At 64.8% G+C, this 17666-nt stretch carries 8 protein-coding genes and 1 pseudogene; 3 read left to right on the forward strand and 6 right to left on the reverse strand.

The annotated features are described in order from the left end of the window. The gene (locus tag QM672_RS19225) at positions 1-3237 is read right to left on the reverse strand and encodes a cyclic nucleotide-binding domain-containing protein (protein ID WP_415084474.1); all 3237 of its coding nucleotides are present in this window, start codon (positions 3235-3237) and stop codon (positions 1-3) included. A gap of 485 nt (positions 3238-3722) precedes the next feature. Between QM672_RS19225 and QM672_RS19230 the strand changes: the two are divergent. The 3 genes and pseudogenes from QM672_RS19230 to QM672_RS19240 form a co-directional block, all read left to right on the forward strand. Further along, a pseudogene (locus tag QM672_RS19230) lies at positions 3723-3848 on the forward strand (double zinc ribbon domain-containing protein); the annotation flags it as partial. A gap of 30 nt (positions 3849-3878) precedes the next feature. Beyond that, on the forward strand, positions 3879-6962 hold the full coding sequence (locus QM672_RS19235; protein WP_415084575.1) for an ATP-binding protein: 3084 nt from the start codon (positions 3879-3881) through the stop codon (positions 6960-6962). A 188-nt stretch (positions 6963-7150) separates the two neighbouring features. Then, positions 7151-7825, forward strand: coding sequence for a redoxin domain-containing protein (locus QM672_RS19240; RefSeq protein WP_367624571.1), 675 nt, complete (start codon positions 7151-7153; stop codon positions 7823-7825). Positions 7826-7871: 46 nt separating this feature from the next. Here the strand turns inward: QM672_RS19240 and QM672_RS19245 are convergent, their stop codons facing one another. From QM672_RS19245 to QM672_RS19265, 5 genes are all read right to left on the reverse strand, one after another. After that, entirely contained in the window at positions 7872-9377 is a 1506-nt protein-coding gene (locus QM672_RS19245; RefSeq protein ID WP_415084477.1) for an efflux transporter outer membrane subunit, read from the reverse strand. 54 nt (positions 9378-9431) lie between these two features. Then, entirely contained in the window at positions 9432-12578 is a 3147-nt protein-coding gene (locus QM672_RS19250) for an efflux RND transporter permease subunit (protein ID WP_415084479.1), read from the reverse strand. Between the two features lie 12 nt (positions 12579-12590). Beyond that, positions 12591-13805, reverse strand: a complete 1215-nt coding sequence (locus QM672_RS19255; RefSeq protein ID WP_415084481.1) for an efflux RND transporter periplasmic adaptor subunit — start codon at positions 13803-13805, stop codon at positions 12591-12593. Positions 13806-14137: 332 nt separating this feature from the next. Further along, positions 14138-16108 carry a MacB family efflux pump subunit gene (locus QM672_RS19260; protein WP_415084483.1) on the reverse strand — a complete coding sequence of 657 codons (1971 nt, stop codon included), beginning with the start codon at positions 16106-16108 and terminating at the stop codon, positions 14138-14140. A gap of 2 nt (positions 16109-16110) precedes the next feature. Then, complete coding sequence (locus QM672_RS19265; RefSeq protein ID WP_415084485.1) at positions 16111-17457, reverse strand: efflux RND transporter periplasmic adaptor subunit; 1347 nt, start codon at positions 17455-17457, stop codon at positions 16111-16113. Positions 17458-17666 lie beyond the last annotated feature (209 nt).

Below are 17666 nucleotides of genomic sequence, written 5' to 3' on the forward strand. Positions count from 1 at the left end.
TCAGGGGCGATGGTTTCCGGAGCTTGCCGGATTTCGGGAAGACGTCGACGGGTGTTGCAGCAGGCGGGTCAGGCGTTCCTCCGCAATCACCAGCCGTCTTACCTGGTCGCGCATCACCACGAGCGCGACCGAGGGCAACTCGGCGAGGAGATTGAGAAAGATGTCCTTTGCAATCTTCAAGGCCGCGACCTCGGTGGTTGCCACCACGGTAGCCGAGCGGGGCGCGCCGCTGATCAGGCCCATTTCGCCGACGATGGAATGTCGTCCCGTGGTCGAAAGAAGGAGTCTCTCGCCTGCAAGTTCGATGAAGGCGTCGACGGTGCCGGAGAGAATGATATAGGCTGCATCGGCGAGGTCTCCCTGGCGGAACAGGATCTGGTCCTGTTCGAAGGAGATGCGCTCGCAGGTAAAGGCGATCAATTTCAGCCGCGGCGTGTCGAGAGCTGCGAACATCGGTACGTCGCGCAGGGCCTGGATCTCGGCGAGCTCCTCGATCGGCGCTTCCGGCGCTGTCTCCTGGACGGCCAAGGGCGCAGAAGGTTTCGACACGGATTCAATGCGGCTGCCGCGGGTCGTGACCACGACATCGAACGGGTCGCGCGGGGGGGCATCGCGCATGGCGACGATAAGCGTGCGGCCCTCCATGCGCCGACGCACCATCTCCAGGATGGTGGCGCGCTGACCCTCCGGGAACATCAGGTCGAGCTGATCGAGGATGAGAATTCTGGGGCGCTTGACGAGGCAGCGAGCCAGGGCAAGGGCACATCGATGGGCCGCAAGTAGCAGGCGCCCGCCGGGGCCGGCCTCCTGGTTGAGACCGAGCTGGTAGATGATCCGATCAAGGCCGCAATCATGCACGACCTTGTGCAATGTCACCATGATCCGTTCCTCGGCATGCGCCATGGCATGATCGATACGCCCGAACAGGAGATTGTCGCGCAGCGGCGCGGCGGGGCAGAGCCGATCGGGAGCATGGAATTCGAGCATCCCGGCGAACCGGGCCGGATCGAGGGCCATGATCCGTCCGCGGGTTCGCACGATCTCTTCGGCGAGGGGGGCAGTGAGCAGCCCAAGCCGATGGCGGGTCTCGATATAGTGGAGCGCCAGAAGGAGCAGGGAGCGGCATTCCGGATAAGCGAGTGCGCCCGCGCCGCGTGTGCCGGCGCGAGAAGCAATCTCGGCAAAGCGCGGCAGCTCACTCGACGAGATGAAGGAGAAGCGCTCGAACACGGCGTGATCGCTGGAGATCTGCGAGAAGATTTCCACCATGGTCGCGGCGACTTTCAGCCCCAGGGCAACGAGGCTGTCGTCGAGCCCTCCTTCTGCGAGCAGCGCGGCAATTTCCGGGTCCTCGATCAGTATCTCGATGGCACCTTCGGCAACTGGAACGCCGAAGAACAGATTCTCGCCGATGGTGGCATAGCGATTGAAGCGGCCCGGATCGAAAGGCTCGATCAGGTCTGCCAGATGGGTTTCCTCGAGTTCCCTGACGAGGCGTCGGCGGCAGTCGATGAGGCGTTGGGCGAGATCGCGATCGGGTTCGGCGTCGAATTTCCGCGAGAGCCCGAAGCCATAGATGGCATCCGCCAGGCCGATTTCGCGCAGCAGGGCGATGATCATGTCGTCGAGCTCGCCGGCATCGGCTGCGCCAGCTCTGCGCAGATCGATGGAAGGGGCTGCAGCTTCCCCCTCTCCGTGGGGGCCAGGCCCATGGCCGGGTTGACGGTCGCCTTGATCGGCTGGAAGCGGCAGGTCTTGCCCGATGGGCGCCCCGCGCAGGCCGTAGACGATGTTCTCGCGGATGGAGCGCCCGAAAATCACGAAATCAGGGCCGAGATAGCCGAGATTTTGCCCGATCCAGCCCGGGGAAAAGGCAGCGAGATCTTGTCCGGCAAGGCGCACATTGCCGTCGAATTCCGTCAGGCGGCGTGCGAGAAGCTGGGCCAGGGTGACGAAGCCTTCGCCTCGGGACCCGGTCAGCAGGACATGCGCACCTAGGGGCAGGACCAGGTTGGCATTGTCGAGCAGGACGTCGCCGCTCGGCGCCCGCACTCTCAGCGCCTCGATCGCGATGGCGCCGCCGGCGGCCAGGTCCGGTGTCTCACCAGCGAGTTCGGGCAGTTCGGCCAGGGAGAACTGTTCCAGGATCTGCTCATATTTGACCTCGACATCCTGGCGCTGCTGGTCCCAGTCGATCAGCTCCTTGATGGGCGGCGGCAGGTCGCGATAGGCGGCGATCACCGCCACGAGCTGGCCGATGTCGAGCGAACCGCGCAGGGCGAAATACCCTCCCAGCGCGTAGAACAGGAAAGGCGTTACCTGCGCCAGCACGGAGTTGATGAATTTCACCATGAACTTCCGGCCGTAGAGCCGATAGCGGATCCAGAACAGTTCATCGAGCAGGCCGGTAACCTTCTGCCGTTCATAGGCGGCCGTGCCGTGATTGCTGACCTCGCCTATGCCGTCGACGATCTCGCCGATATGGCCGGCAAGCGAGCGCGAGCGCGCCTGGCGCTGGCGCCCGAGCCTGAGCTGCTCGCGCCGCAGACGCGGGATGACCGCACCCTGCACCAGTACCATCGCCGCGGCCAGCAGGCCGAGAAGAGGGCTTTGCAGCAGGATGAAGCCAAGCGCGGTAAGCGCCTGGCTGCCGAGGAAGGCGGGCTGGATATAGGCATCGCCGACGAAGCCGCCGATGGGCTCGACCTCGTCGCGGATGATGGTGGCGACTTCGGCCGAGCGGACATTGCGGACCGCCTCCGGCCGGAAACGCAGCAGCAGGTTGAAGAGATCCAGGCGCAGGCGGCGCAGCAGGTCCTCGCCGAGCTTGCCCTTCTGCATATTGATGACATAGCGAAAGGCGCCGTTGATCAGCACCAGCAGCATGAACACCGAGCTCAGCACCATCAGATAGGCGATGCGGGAGAACGTCATGCCGGGATAGTGCAGGCTGCCGCCTCCCAGGAAGGCCGGCAAGGCCAGGTTGAAGGCGAAAAGCGGAGCCTCGGTGATGCCATGCTGGAAAGCGCGTCCCTGGATGGCGTCGTTGACGATGCTGCGTGGCAGGTCGAGCGATAGAAAATAGAAAGGCAGGGACGCGAGTACGACAAGGAGAATGACGACCTGTTGCCGGCGGCTGTTCTGCCAGATGTAGGAAAACAGGGGTGGCAACCCTTTGCCGGCCGCTGCCGGCTCGGCAGGTTTCCGGGTCGGCCCGCCGGGCGATGTGGTCGCCATGAATGCTCGCTTCACCGGGAACCTCGTACCGACAGTCCACGCAACTCGATCGACGCCTTTTCAACCGTCGTCCGAAGTCGAAAGCCCAAGTAAACGAATGATTATATTGAATTTATCTTATGGATTGAGGCATTTCAAATTTATAGCGAGCCCGTCGACAATTGTATCTACCTCTTCCGAACAAAGGAGGATCCCATGCCCTGAACTTGCCGCGCCGTCCCGTCCGCTCCCCAGTTCGAACTCCCCATGGCATGTCCGGATATCCGCCGGACGGGCTGGCGCCCGGCGACCGCAGGCCCTGACAAAGACGAAGCCTGCTGTGCAGGTATGGGCTGCCCAAGATCGGGAAAAGTGAGTAAAATCCTGCCTTTGGAGCAGGAAGATAGGTTGTCTTCCGCTGACGACGTCCGATCCATCGGATCCGAGGCCGGGCTTGTGGCCGAAGGCAGGGTAGGACGCTCGTTTCACCCGCGGCGGATCGTTCCATGGCGTGTAGGGGTTGCGGTCTGGAACTGGCATCGGATTTCGCGTTCTGTCCGCATTGCGGGCGATCGCAGTCAACACCCTGTGCGAATTGCGGTTTTATCTGCGAGCCGGGTTTCGCCTTCTGCCCGCGCTGCGGAACGGCACGTACCCCAGGCATGCCTGCCGCCGACATTGCGCCCGTGCCCCCTGTCGATGCGGTCGCCTCAACCGGAACACTCGATCGTCCCGAGGCCAATCGGCGGCAGGTGACGGTGCTTTTCGCCGATGTCTCCAGTTTTACCGCCCTTGCGGAGCGGCTCGACCCGGAGGACGTCCGGGCCTTCCAGAACGCCCTGTTCGAAACGCTGGCGAATGTGGTGGCGCATTATCAGGGTTTCGTGGAGAAGTTCGTCGGCGACGCCGTGCTGGCAGTGTTCGGAGCGCCCCTGGCCCATGAGGACGACCCGGAGCGGGCTCTCGACGCAGCACTGGACATGACCGTCGAGGCAGCCCGCCTCGATGCGTGCTGGGCGGGGCGCCTCGGCCAGCCGGTGAGCCTCCATATCGGCGTCCACACCGGTCTGGTCGTGGCCGGGCATCTCGGCCAGGCCGCCGGCGCGACCTATGCGGTGACCGGCGACACCGTCAATACGACGGCCCGCCTGCTGGCGGCGGCCTCGGGGGCCATCCTGGTCTCCGAAGCGACCCAAGCGCTGACCCGGCATCGTTTCGGCTTCGAGCCCGTGCCCGACCTGACCTTGCGCGGCAAGGCGGCCCCCGTGGCAGCCTATCGATTGACAGGGCGCCTGGCCATGCCGGCGTCCGGACGAGGGCTGGCCGTGCACGGGCTGGAAAGCCGGATGGTCGGCCGCGAGGCGGAACTGGCACGGCTCGTCGCGCTCTTCGAGCGGGTGCAGGCCGGATCGGCCCAGGTCGTCACTCTGGTTGGGGAGGCCGGCTCGGGCAAATCGCGGCTGATCGCCGAATTCCTTGCCACGCTCGAAGCGCAGGGAAAGCTTGCCGGCGGCGCTGTCCGCCGTGCCGCCTGCTCGTCCCTGGGCGAGCCCGCCTATGGCGTCTTCGCTGCCCTGTTCCGCGAAGCCTATCAGGTGCATCGTGACGACACGCTCGAAGTGGCGAGCCGGAAACTGGCCGCGGGCCTCGTCGCGCTCGGTGCCCAGGCCGACATGACGGAGGCCTTCGCACCGGTCCTGAACTACATGCTGGGCGTGGAGGGCGAGCCGCCGGGCGACCTTGCGCCGGAACAGCTGAAACGCCAGATTGCGCTAGCCGCACGGATGCTGATCGACCGGCGCCTCGATCAGGGGCATTTGCTCATCGTCGTCGAAGACCTCCATTGGGCTGACACGGCCTCGGTGGATCTCCTGTGCGACGTGGCCGACCATCTTGCCGATCGGCGCCTGATGATCGTGCTGTCGCATCGCCCCGGCAGGCCGCCCTTGCACCTCTCCCGGGCCCTGCAGTCGAGCCTTCACCTCGACCCGCTCTCGGCGGATGAGACGCGGGCCTTCGTCGGCTCGCTTTTCGGTGAGGCTGATGGCGGTGCGCTCGAGGATATCCGGACCTTCGTCGCCCGGCGGGCGGGTGGCAACCCTCTCTTCGTGGAGGAGATCGTTCGAAGCCTCGTGGCCAGGGGTGTCCTCAAAAGGGAAGGCGATCGCTGGATCCGCGCGGCTCCGTTCGACGCCGAGGAGGTGCCGCCAACCCTGCAGGGGCTGCTGCTCTCACGCGTCGACGGCCTGGCCGTCGAGGAGCGGCGCGTGCTGTACGCCGCCGCCGTGCTCGGCATGGTGTTCGAGCAGACCCTTCTCGGCGATGTCGCCGCGGAACCGGCTGCCGTCGGCGCTGTGCTCCGGCGCCTCGCCGAAGCTGGTCTTGTCTGCCGGGTCGAGGGCGATGGCGGGAGCCATCGCTTTACCCATGCGCTTATCCACGAAGCCGCCTATCACAATCTGCTCCTCTCCCGCCGGACGGAACTGCATGAACGGGCGGGCCTCGCGCTCGAACGTGCCGTGGGCAGCCAGCCCGAGCGATTGGGCGATCTCGAAGCGCTGGGGCATCACTGGAGCCTGAGTTTCGACAGGGTCAAGGGGGCGCGCTATCTCATGGCGGCCGGCGATCGGGCCCGTGCGGTCTACGCCAATGAAGACGCCATCCGGCACTATGAGCGGGCCCTGCGTACGCTGGCCGATTGCCGGGACTGCGAGAATGACATCCTGGCCACGCGGGAACGGCTGGCGGATCTCCTGGCATTGGCGGAGCGGCGAACCGAGGCGGCGGATCACTACGAGGCAGTGCGCCAGGCGCTCGAGGCCGCAGGCGATCGGGTGGGAGCAGCCCGGCTCCAGCGCAAGATCGGCGGCCTGCATTGGGAGGCGGGTGACCGAGAAGGTGCCAGGGCCTGTTTCATGCAGGGCCTCGCTTTGCTCGGCGACGAAGGCTATTTGCCAGAGCGCGCGCAACTGTTCCAGGAGGTCGGCCGGCTCGCCTTCCGTGCGGGCGACAATGAGGGAGCGATTGGCTGGGCGGAACGGGCGCTGGCCGAGGCGGATCGGAATGCCGGCGTCGATCCCGAACCGGACCGCATGCGTGAACTGGCGGCGATACGCGTCCAGGCCTACAATACGATGGGCGTGGCACTGGCACGGACCGGCCGGCCGGCGGTCGCCGTGGAGCAGATCGAGCGCAGCGTCCGGCTGGCCGAGGATCACCATCTGCTGCAGTCGGCTTGCCGCGGCTACACCAATCTCGGCGTGCTCTACAGCACCTTCGATCCCGAGCGCAGCATCGCGACCTGCCTGCGCGGATTGGAAACCGCCAAGAAGGTGGGAGATCTCGGTTTCCAATCCCGCATCTATGCCAATCTCGCCGTCGCCTATTGTGCCCTGACGGATCGGTGCGAGGCGGAAGGCGTCAAGGCGGCGCAAATGGCGGTCGATCTCGACCGTCGGCTGGGTCTGCTCGACCATCTGGCGGCGCCGCTGATCATTCTCGGCCAGATCTATCAGTGCCGGGGCGAGCACGCGCTTGCCTTCGCATCCTATGAGGAGGCCTTGCGCCTGGCCGAGCAGATGGGTGAGCCGCAATTCCTGTTTCCCTGCTATGACGGTCTGGGCACGCTCCATCTGGATGCTGGGAACCAGGACCAAGCCGCGCTATACTTGGCCAAGTCGGAAGAGGTCTGTCAGCGTGCCGGCCTCGAACCGGATGCCCTGATGGTTCTGCCGTTTCTGTGCTAGCTCGATTGCGTGTCGTCGCCGCGTTTCTGCCGAAAGCCGGCATCTCATTTTTCAACGCGATATTTTGGCTTGAGCGTTCAGTGACTTGATCGAGACGCCCTGAATCCGAAGTGCCTCGAAGCGAAGAGCGAAAAGCCGAAAACCGTTTCAAGACAACGCGTTCCGCCTCGAGATGAAAGGGGTTTTGCATGAACATGCAGCCGATACAGGTGCCGGTTGCCCCGGGCGAACCTGCGCCGGATTTCTCGCTGCCCGCCCTCGACGGATCGGGCACCGTGTCGCTGGCCGACTATCGCGGCAAGAGCTCGCTGTTCCTTGCCTTGTTCGTCGGACTCTGGTGTCCATTCTGCCGCAGGTCGATCGCGCAGATGGCGGCTGCGGGCCCTCAATTGCAGGCATTGGGGGTCGAGACGCTTGGCATCGTTGCAACCGAGCTTGAAAATGCACGTCTCTATTTCAAGTTTCGCCCGAGCCGTCTGCGCATCGCCACCGATCCGGGGCTCTCGACGCATCGGGCCTATGGCGTCCCCAAGCCGGTGCCGACACCCGACCTGATGGCGGCCCTGGCGGAGCTCCGAGTCAATCCTACCGGCGATCTGCCCGAACCTTTGCCTGTGCGGCAGGCTGCCGATGCACTGGCCAAGCTCGACGGCTATGTCGAGAACCCGACCGACCATGCCGACATGGAGCGGCAATGGCCTCAGCTGAAGGCCCAGTTTCTCATCGACAGCGACGGGCTGGTGCGCTGGACCCATATCGAATGCAGCGAGGGACTGGCGGGGCTGGGGAAATTCCCGTCCACCCAGGAGATCGTCGCGGCGGCCGAGACCTTGCTCGGGCAGGGGGCCGGCCGGCTGCACTGACGTGCCGGGGAGAAGCCTCGCTTTGGCGCGCCTCCGGCGCCGGCATTCATTCCCGGCCCGCCAGGTGGGGGCCGGTGTTGGCGTCCACCACCGCCGGTTTCGAGCTGTCGATCGCTCCGTCCCAGCCGCCGCCCAGCGCCTTGGCCAGGGCGACATAATATTTGGTGATCGCCACCTGGCTCTGGATTTGCGAATCCTGCGCCGAGTAGAGCGAGCGGTCGGCCGTGAGCACGTCGAGGAAGCTCTGCGAGCCGACCTGGTAGAGCGTGTGGGAGAGCTTTGCCGCCTGCTGGTAGCCTTTCACCGCCTGGCCGAGTTGCCGGGCGTTTCGGCGCTGGGTCGCGAGGTTGACGAGCGCATCCTCGACGTCCTGCAGAGCGGTGAGCACGGTGGAACGCAGGGCGATGAAATACTGGTCGCGCTGGGCCTGCGCGACCTCGACCGCCGCGCGCAACTGGCCGCCCTGGAAGATCGGCACGGTCAGGGTGGGGCCGAACGACCAGCTGATCGAGGAATTCTTGGCAAGGTCGCCGATCTTGGTGCCGGAGGTCGAGAGCGAGCCCGTCAAACTGACACTGGGATAGAGAGCGGCCTCGGCCTGGCCGACCTTGGCCGTATATTGGGCGAGCTGGCGCTCGGCGGCGCGGATGTCGGGCCGAGCCGAGAGGATGTCGGCCGGTATGCCGGTTGGCAGGGGGCGTCCCGGCATGGGGATGGGCCTGGCCCGCTTGAGGCGTTCCGCCAGCGCCGACGGCTCACGGCCGAGCAGGATGCTGAGCTGATGCACATCCTGCGCGAAGGATTGTTCGTAGAGGGGGATGTCGGCGGCGGTCGAAGCCGCCTCCGCCTCGGCATTGGCCGCATCGACTGCCGAGGCGGAGCCGGCCTGGAGCTTGGTGCGGGTCAGCGCGACGGTCTCGCGCCGGGAGGCGACGGTGCGCCGCGCCAGCGCGATACGGGCCTGGTAGCCGCGCGCATCGACATAGGCGGTCGCGACATCGCCGACGAGCGTGACCAGCGTGGCCCGCAGATCGGCTTCCGCCGCGTCGACGCCGTAGCTCGCTGCCTCGACATTGCGATGGTTGGCACCGAACAAATCGAGTTCCCAGCTGGCGTCGAGACCCGCACTGAAGGCGTTGGAGGTACTCGTCCTGCCCGCGCCGCTTGTGGAAGTCCCGCCAACCCGGCTGCGTGACGCATCGCCCGAGCCGCTGAGCGAGGGATAGAGACCGCCGATCGCTTCGCGCCGGCTGGCCCGAGCTTCGCGGATCTTGGCCTTGGCGGTAGCCACGTCGAGATTGTCGGCGATCGCCTCCTGGATCAGTCCGTCGAGGACAGGGTCATTGAGGCGTCGCCACCATTGCGAGAGCTCGGGTTTGCGCCGCTGCTGGCTCGCGTCGGCGCCGCTCCAGCGTGACGGCGTGGCCAGGCTGGGGGTCTTGTAGTCGGGGCCGACCACAGCACAGCCGGAGAGCATGACAGTGGCAGTAAGAAGTGCCGCGACCTGCAGGAGCGACCGGAGAGGCCGTTTGGGCTCGCTCCGCGATGCCATGGAGGACTGACCCGCAGGCGACATATCCGACGCCGATCGATCAAGGGACTGCATTCACATCGCTCCTGCGGCTGAATTGGAGTCGAGACTTTCCTGTGTCTGCGAGGGGCGGCGCGAGAAGAGGCGCCGAACCGCGACGAACAGGAGCGGTATGAAAAAGATGCCGAGCACCGTGGCGGCAAGCATGCCGCCCATCACGCCGATGCCGATCGAATTCTGGCTGCCGGAGCCGGCACCCGAGGCCACCGCCAGAGGTGTCACGCCCAGGATGAAGGCGAGGGACGTCATCAGGATGGGGCGCAGTCGCTGGCGAGATGCGTCGAGTGTCGCTTCGATCAGGCTCTTGCCGGCCTGTTGCTGCTCCATCGCGAATTCGACGATCAGGATGGCGTTCTTGGCCGCGAGGCCGATCGTGGTCAGCAGACCGACCTTGAAATAGACGTCGTTGGACTGGCCGAACACCGTGGCCGCCAGGACGGCGCCGAAGATGCCGAGCGGCACGGAGAGCAGCACGGCAAAGGGGATCGACCAGCTCTCATAGAGAGCGGCGAGGGCAAGAAACACCACCAGCGCGGAGATGAGGTAGAGCTGCGTCGCCTGGCTGCCCGACAGGCGTTCCTGCGCGGACAGGCCGGTCCATTGGTGACGATAGCCCGGCGGCAATTGCGCCACCATGGCATCGATCGCGTTCATGGCGTCACCCGAGCTGACGCCGGGGGCGGCCGCTCCCTGGATCTCGACGGCCGAAGCGCCGTTATAGCGTTCCAGGCGCGGTGAACCGTAGCTCCATTTGCCGCTGGCAAAGGCCGAGAAGGGCACCATCGCGCTGTCGGTGTTGCGGACGAACCAGCGGCCGAGATCCTCCGGCTGCATGCGAAAATCCGCGGCTGACTGCATGTAGACCTTCTTGACCCGGCCGCGATCGATGAAGTCGTTGACATAGGTGCCGCCCCAGGCGGTGGACAGCGTGGCGGTGATGTCGGACAGGCTGAGGTCGAGAGCGCTGGCCTTCTCCTGGTCGATGGCAACCGAATATTGCGGCGTGTCCTCCTGCCCGTTGGGGCGGGTGCCGACCATGAGGGGGCTCTTGGCCGCCATGCCGAGCAATTGGTCGCGTGTCTGCATGAGCTTGTCGTGCCCGGCGCCGTTGAGATCCTGGAGGTAGAAGTCGAAGCCGCTGGTATTGCCGAAGCCGGTGACGGCCGGTGGCGTAAGGGCGAAGACATTGCCGTCGCGGATCTGCGAGAAGGCCTTCATGGCGCGACCGACGATCGCCTGCGCCTTGCCATTGGGATCTGTCCGCTCGCTGAAATCCTTCAGCGGAATGAAGGCGAGGCCGACATTCTGACCCGAACCACCGAAGCCGAAACCGACCACGGAAAAGACGCCTTCGACATAGGCCTTCTCGTCCTTCAGATAGTGGTTGGTAACCTCAGCCAGCACCTTTTCAGTGCGGTCCTGCGTAGCGCCCGGCGGCAGCGTCACGCTGGTGATCACCACGCCGGTGTCCTCCTCCGGCAGGAAGGAGCTGGGCAGGCGATCGAGCAGGAAGAGCATGCCGCCGGCGATGGCGACAAAGACCACGAGGAAGCGCCAGGGCCGGGCGAGAACGCCGCCAACGCCTTTGCGATAGGCCTGCGCGCTGCGGTCGAAGCCTCGGTTGAAAAGACCGAAGAAGCCCTTCTGGGTAGCGTGGTTCTTGGGAGGCCTGAGGATGGTGGCGCAGAGCGCCGGGGTGAAAACGAGAGCCACCAGTACCGAGAGCACCATGGCCGAGACGATGGTCACCGAGAACTGGCGATAGATCACACCCACCGAACCCGAATAGAAGGCCATCGGCACGAAGACGGCCGAGAGCACCGTGGCGACGCCGATCAGGGCGCCCGTGATCTCGTCCATCGAGCGCAACGTCGCCTCGCGTGGCCCCAGGCCTTCCTCCTGCATGACGCGCTCGACATTCTCGACCACGACGATGGCGTCGTCGACGAGAAGGCCGATGGCGAGCACCATGGCGAACATCGTCAGCGTGTTGATGGAATAGCCGAACAAGGCGAGGATGCCGAAGGTACCGAGCAGCACGATCGGGACCGCAAGCGTCGGGATGATGGTGGCCCGGATGTTCTGCAGGAACAGCAGCATCACCAGAAAGACCAGGACGATGGCTTCCGCCAGCGTCTTGACCACGTCCTCGATCGACAGCAGCACGAAGGGCGTCGTGTCGTAGGGATAGTAGACCTTGAGGCCCTCCGGGAAGGTCTGGGCCAGGCTGTTGATCGTCGTCTTGACCGCATTCGAGGTGCTGATGGCATTCGCGCCCGTCGCCAGGCTGATTGCCAGGCCGGCCGAGGGCTTGCCGCTATATTTGGAGTTGCTGGTATAGCTCTCGGCCCCCAGCTCTACTGTCGCAACGTCGTTCAGGCGGACGATCGAGCCCGAACTTGCGCTCTTGAGGATGATGTTCTCGAACTGCCTGGGGGTCTGCAGCCGGCTCAGGGCCGTTACGGTGACGTTGAGCTGCTGGCCCTTGCGCTGGGGATTGTCGCCGAGTTGGCCGGCGGCGACCTGGGTGTTCTGCGCTTCGATTGCCGAGGAGACGTCGCTCGGCATCAGCGCATATTTGGCGAGCTTGTCCGGATCGAGCCAGATCCGCATGGCATAGCCGGCTCCGAACAGCGTGGTGGTGCCGACCCCCTCCACGCGCGACAGCGTGTCGTTGAGGTTGCTCTTGACGTAATCGGCGACGTCCGTGGCCGTCATCTTGCCGTCGGTGGAGACGAAGGCGACGACCATCAGGAAGCCGGTGGAGGCCTTGGCGACGGTGATGCCGGTGTTCTGCACGGTCTGCGGCAGCTGGGCCTCTACCAGTTGCAGCTTGTTCTGCACCTGCATCTGCGCCACATCGGGATCGGCCGCGCTGGTAAAGGTCACAGTGATCGAGGCGCTGCCCGAGGAGGTCGAGGTCGAGGTGATGTAATCGAGATTGTCGATACCCGTGAGACCCTGCTCGATGACCTTGGTCACCGAGTTCTCGACGGTCTGGGCATCGGCGCCCGAATAGGTGGCGCTGATGGAGACCGAGGGGGGCGCGATCTGCGGATATTGCTCGATCGGCAGGGTGGTAATGGCCAGGATGCCCGCGAGCATCACCGAAATGACGATGACCCAGGCAAAGATCGGACGGTTGATGAAAAAGCGCGACATGTCGATGCAGCCCTATTCGGCCCGGACCGGTGCCGAAGCGACCGGTGGCTTGTCGAGGGCCGAGCTCTGAGAGAGCGGGCGGATATCGCCGGTGGCATCGTCCACGCTCACCTCGGTGGCCGTCACGTCCTGGCCGGCCCGTACCAGCTGGGTGCCTTCGACGATCACCCTGTCGCCGTCCGATACGCCGGCATCGACAAGCCAGTTGTTGCTGACACTGCGCTGAATCGAGAGTACGCGCTGGACGACCTTGCCGTCGCTGCCGACGAAGCTTGCTGTCGCCTCGCCCCTAGTGTTGTGGCTGACAGCCCGCTGCGGCACCAGGAAACTGTCCTGGGCCAGACCGACCTCGAGGATGGCGCGGGCATACATGCCCGGCAGGAGCAGGCGATCGGGATTGGGGAATTCGGCCCTGACAGTGAAGGTGCCGGTGGTGGTACTGACATTGGCCTCCACGAAACGAAGCGTGCCGGAATGCGCGTAGGTCGTGCCGTTTTCCAGCTTGAGCTTGACGGAGATGTCCGGGCCTGCGGTCTTGATCCGGCCCGATTTTACCGCGCCCAGGAAGTTCAGCAGGTTGGTGCTGGATTCCGTCACGTCGACATTGATCGGGTCGAGTTGGCGGATCGTCGTCAGCGCGGTCGATTGGCCTGAACTGACCAGCGCACCCTCGGTGATGGTGGAGGCATCGACTCGGCCACTGATCGGCGCCTTCATCGTGGTGTAGTCGAGATTGATGCGGGCCGTCTCCAAGGCGGCCTTGGCGGCAGCGACATCGGCCTTGGCCTGGGCCAGCGTGGCGCGGGCATCGTCGAGGTCCTGGCTGCTGACGGCGTTCTGCTTGATGAGGTTCTGGTAGCGGTCGACCTTGGCCTGGGCGCTGGGAATGGCGGCCTGGTCCTTCTGCAAGGTTGCCTCGGCGCTGTCATAGCTTGCCTGGTAGCTCGCGGGGTCGATCTGGTAGAGCGGGTCGCCGGCCTTGACCTCGGTACCCTCCTTGAACAGGCGCGTCTTGATGATGCCGGTCACCTGCGGGACGACGTCTGCCGTCAACGACGCGCCGACACGCCCCGGCAGTTCCGCCGTGATGGCGACGGCGCGTGGATGGAGCGTGACCACGCTGACCTGCGGCCGGACGGCGCCGGCGGGCGGCTGGTTCCCCTGCTGCTCCTGGTTGCAGCCAGCGGCCAGGATGCAAATGGACAGGAGGCTGGCTCGACGGAGCATGCGCATGGCGCTCAAGGCGCCCGAGGCATGGCGAGGGTATCGGATGAGGGATGAAGTTGCCGACATCAGGATCGGACCCAATCTGTTGTGCTACAAGGCATTGCAGTTAAGCGCTTGCCCGATCGACAGTCTTGCCAATAGGCTCGAAACGGATAAGCGCAATTTTAGTAAATGTGTTTGAATATAAATTAAAGTATATATGAAATGTACTCCATGTATTGGTATAAATTGTTGAATAGATATGCGATAATTTTCTAAAACTATATGGAATGGTGCGTGAAGAGACGATTTTAAGCGCCAAGGTGGTGTGCTTTTGAAGGATCGGCACCAGACTATTCCCGGGCCAGGGCTGTTGCGGGATCGAGGCGGGAGGCGTTGCGTGCCGGCATGTAGCCGAAGACGATGCCGATCAGCATCGAGGACAGGAAGGCAATGATGATCGAGGTGGTGGAGTAGCGCAGGCTGAAGGCCGTGCTGACGATATTGAAGATGGCGCCGAGGCCGAGTGCCAGGCCGATGCCGATCATGCCGCCGATCAGGCAAACCAGCACCGCCTCGATCAGGAACTGTTGCAGGATATCGCTACGGCGGGCTCCGACGGCCATGCGCACGCCGATTTCAGCGATGCGCTCGGACACCGATACCAGCATGATGTTGGTGACGCCGACGCCGCCGACCACCAGCGAGATGCCGGCAATGGCTGCCACCAGCAGCGTCAGGACCTCTGTGGTGCTGGTGATGGTGCGGCGGATGTCGTCCGTGTTGAGAATGAAGAAATCCTTCGCATTGTGCCTGGTGGCGAGGAGGGCGGTGACCGCCTGCTCGGCGCGATCGGTCGGCGCGTCGTCGACGACGCGCACGGTGATGCTGCGCAGGGACGTCGTGCCCAGGAAGCGGGCCTGAACCGTGGTGTAGGGCAGGTAGACCGATGGGTTGGCGCTCGAGCCGAACCCGCCTTGCTGCGGGCGGGTCAGGCCGACGATGCGGCAGGGCACCTGTCCGACCAGGATGATGCGCCCGATCGGGCTGGCCGAGGCTCCGGCGAACAGTGCCTTGCGGGTGTTGTCGTCGATCACCACGTCCTGGGCGATCCGGCGGACGCTATCGGCATCGAAAAAGGCGCCGGCGGCGAGCTGGGTCCCCTTCACGGCGAAATAGTCCTCGCCGACGCCGTTGACCTGCGCGGTGGCCTCGATCGATCCCAGGCGCAGGGTCTTGCTGGTCGAGACCGTGGGGGAGGCGGCGGCAATATAGGGTTGGCCGGCGAGCGCCTGGGCATCGGTGAGCACGAGGGTGGTGATCTTGCCTGAGCGGACGTCGCCGAAGTCCTTGCCGGGAAACACTTCCAATGTGTTGGTGCCGAGGCTGTTGATGTCGGCCAGGACCTTTTGTTGCGTGCCCGCCCCGAGCGCGACGACGCCGATGACGGAAGCCACACCGATGACGATGCCGAGCATGGTCAGGATCGTCCGCAGGCGATGGGCATTCATCGACCGCAAGGCCATCCGGAAGGCCTCCCGAAACTGGTCGATCCGTACCCGCCACGGCGATGCGGGCGCCTGCGCCCTTTCGCCGAAGCCGATATCGGCCCCCGTCGGTTCGGCTTGCTGCGCCCGCCGATTGGGCCTGTCGGAGATCACGGCACCGTCGCGAAGTTCGATGATGCGTTCCGCGCGCCGGGCGACTGCCATGTCATGCGTGACGATAACGATGGTCTGGCCGCTGGCGTGGAGCTCGTCCAGGATGCGCAGCACTTCCGTGCCGCTGGCGCTATCGAGGGCACCGGTCGGCTCGTCGGCGAAGATTACACCGGCACCGTTCATCAGGGCCCGAGCGATCGAGACACGCTGTTGCTGACCGCCGGAGAGCTGGGTGGGGCGGTGGTCGAGGCGATCGGCCATGCCGAGGCGGTCCAGCAGCGCTTGCGCGCGGATTTGTCGTCTCGACGGCGGCAGGCCGGTATAGATCGCCGGCATCTCGACATTGCCGATGGCCGTCATTTCGGCCAGCAGGTGGTAGCGCTGGAAGATAAAGCCGAAATGTTCGCGCCTGAGCGCTGCAAGCTCGTCCGCCGAGAGCGAGCCCGTATCGCGCCCGGCGACGCAGTAGCTGCCACCAGTCGGCCGGTCGAGGCAGCCGAGTATGTTGAGGAGCGTCGACTTGCCGGAGCCGGAAGTACCGACAATGGCAACCATCTCGCCGGCCTCGATCGACAGGTCGATATCGTCCAGTGCGACGACCGATCCCTCACCGGAGGGATAGTCGCGGCGCACGCCTTCAAGGAGGATCAGGGGCAAGGCCATGGTCACATGCCTCCCGGCGGAGGCCCCGCCATCGTCTTGGTCGGCGCGGCTTCCGTCTCGCCGATCACCACGCGCTCGCCGGGCTGCAGACCGTCCCGGATCTCGGCATTGATCTTGTTGTCGAGCCCGACCTTCACTGGCCGGCTTGCAACGGCGCCATCCGACCGGATGACCCGTACCTTGAAGGCACCGTCCGCCTCGGGCCCGCTGAGGGCCGCTGCCGGGACGGTAAGGACGTTTCGGGCCTCTCGAAGGAGGATGTGCACTTCGGCCGTCATATAGGTTCGAAGATGCCCGTCAGCATTGGGTACGTCGAAGACGCCATTGTAGTAGATCGCCTCCGATGAGGTGGAGGAGGAGGACGAACTGCTCGTCGAAGCGCTGTCGGTCGAAAAGCTGCTGTCGGTCTTGACCGATTCCGGCGCGGGCTCGATGGAGCGCAGGCTGGCATGCAGGCGCCGTTCCGGCTCACCCAGAATGGTGAAGTAGACCTGCTGGCCCGGCCTGACCTTGACGACATCGGCCTCGGAGATTTGCGCCCGGATCGTCATGGTGTCGAGATCGCCGAGCACCACGAGCGTCGGGGCCGACTGGGTGGCATTGACTGTCTGGCCTTCCTGCACGCTGACCGCGAGCACGGTGGCATCGATGGGTGCCGTGATCCTCGTATAGCCGAGATTGACCTTGGCGGTGGACACCGAGACCTCGGCTTCGACGATCTGGGCGTCGAGCTGGGCAATCTGGGCCTGTGTCGCCTTCACGTCCGCCTCGGCGGAGTCATAGTCGGCGCGCGAAGAGGCATTCTGGGCGAAGGTCAGCTTCTGCCTGGCAAGCGTGGCTTGGTTCCTGGCCAGGTTCGCCACCTTCTCGTCGCGCTGAGCGCGGACATTGTCGAGCGTGGCCTGGGCGGAACGCAGGTCGTTCTCCTTGGTCAAGGCGTCGATCTCGGCAATGAGATCGCCGGCCCGGACCTTCTGGCCGACGGCGACCTTGAGGGCGGTGATCCGGCCGGAGACCTGGGCACCGACGGCGATGAGCTTGACCGGTTTGAGCGTGCCGGTTGCCACGACGCTTTCTTCGATGTTGCCGAGCATGGCGGGTGCGGTGATCAGGTTGGCGGCAGGGACGGGCGACAATTGCGTCTTGGCGAGCCAGCCGAGCAGCACGGTTGCGGCTGATATCAGCACCAACCGCAAGATCCGGCGCTGCCAGTGCCCGCGGCGCGGCGCAGAAGGACTTGGCGATCGGGCATGTGGCGTCGCGGTGCCAGGCCGGGTGGCGTCGGAACCATGCTCATGCTCGCCCGGAAGGGCCTCGCGCAGGGTTGCGGTGCTCTTAGTCCTGGGCATGACCATGGCTTTCACGTGAAGACATGGCCCTGGCCGCCAGACGCTTCGCGTGACAATTGCCATACGGTCTGGGACGCTGGGCTGCTCGTGCAGATGAAGTCATCTGGAAAAAAGTGGCTCCTGCCGAGGCGACGCCGACGTCATGCCGCCTTCTGATCGAATGACAGGATAGTCCCTGCCTCGCCGGGCTGGGATTAAGTCATGTTACG

Origin of the sequence: Labrys sp. (in: a-proteobacteria), from assembly GCF_047605565.1 — a bacterium.
In the GTDB taxonomy this organism is placed as follows: Bacteria; Pseudomonadota; Alphaproteobacteria; order Rhizobiales; family Labraceae; genus Labrys; species Labrys neptuniae.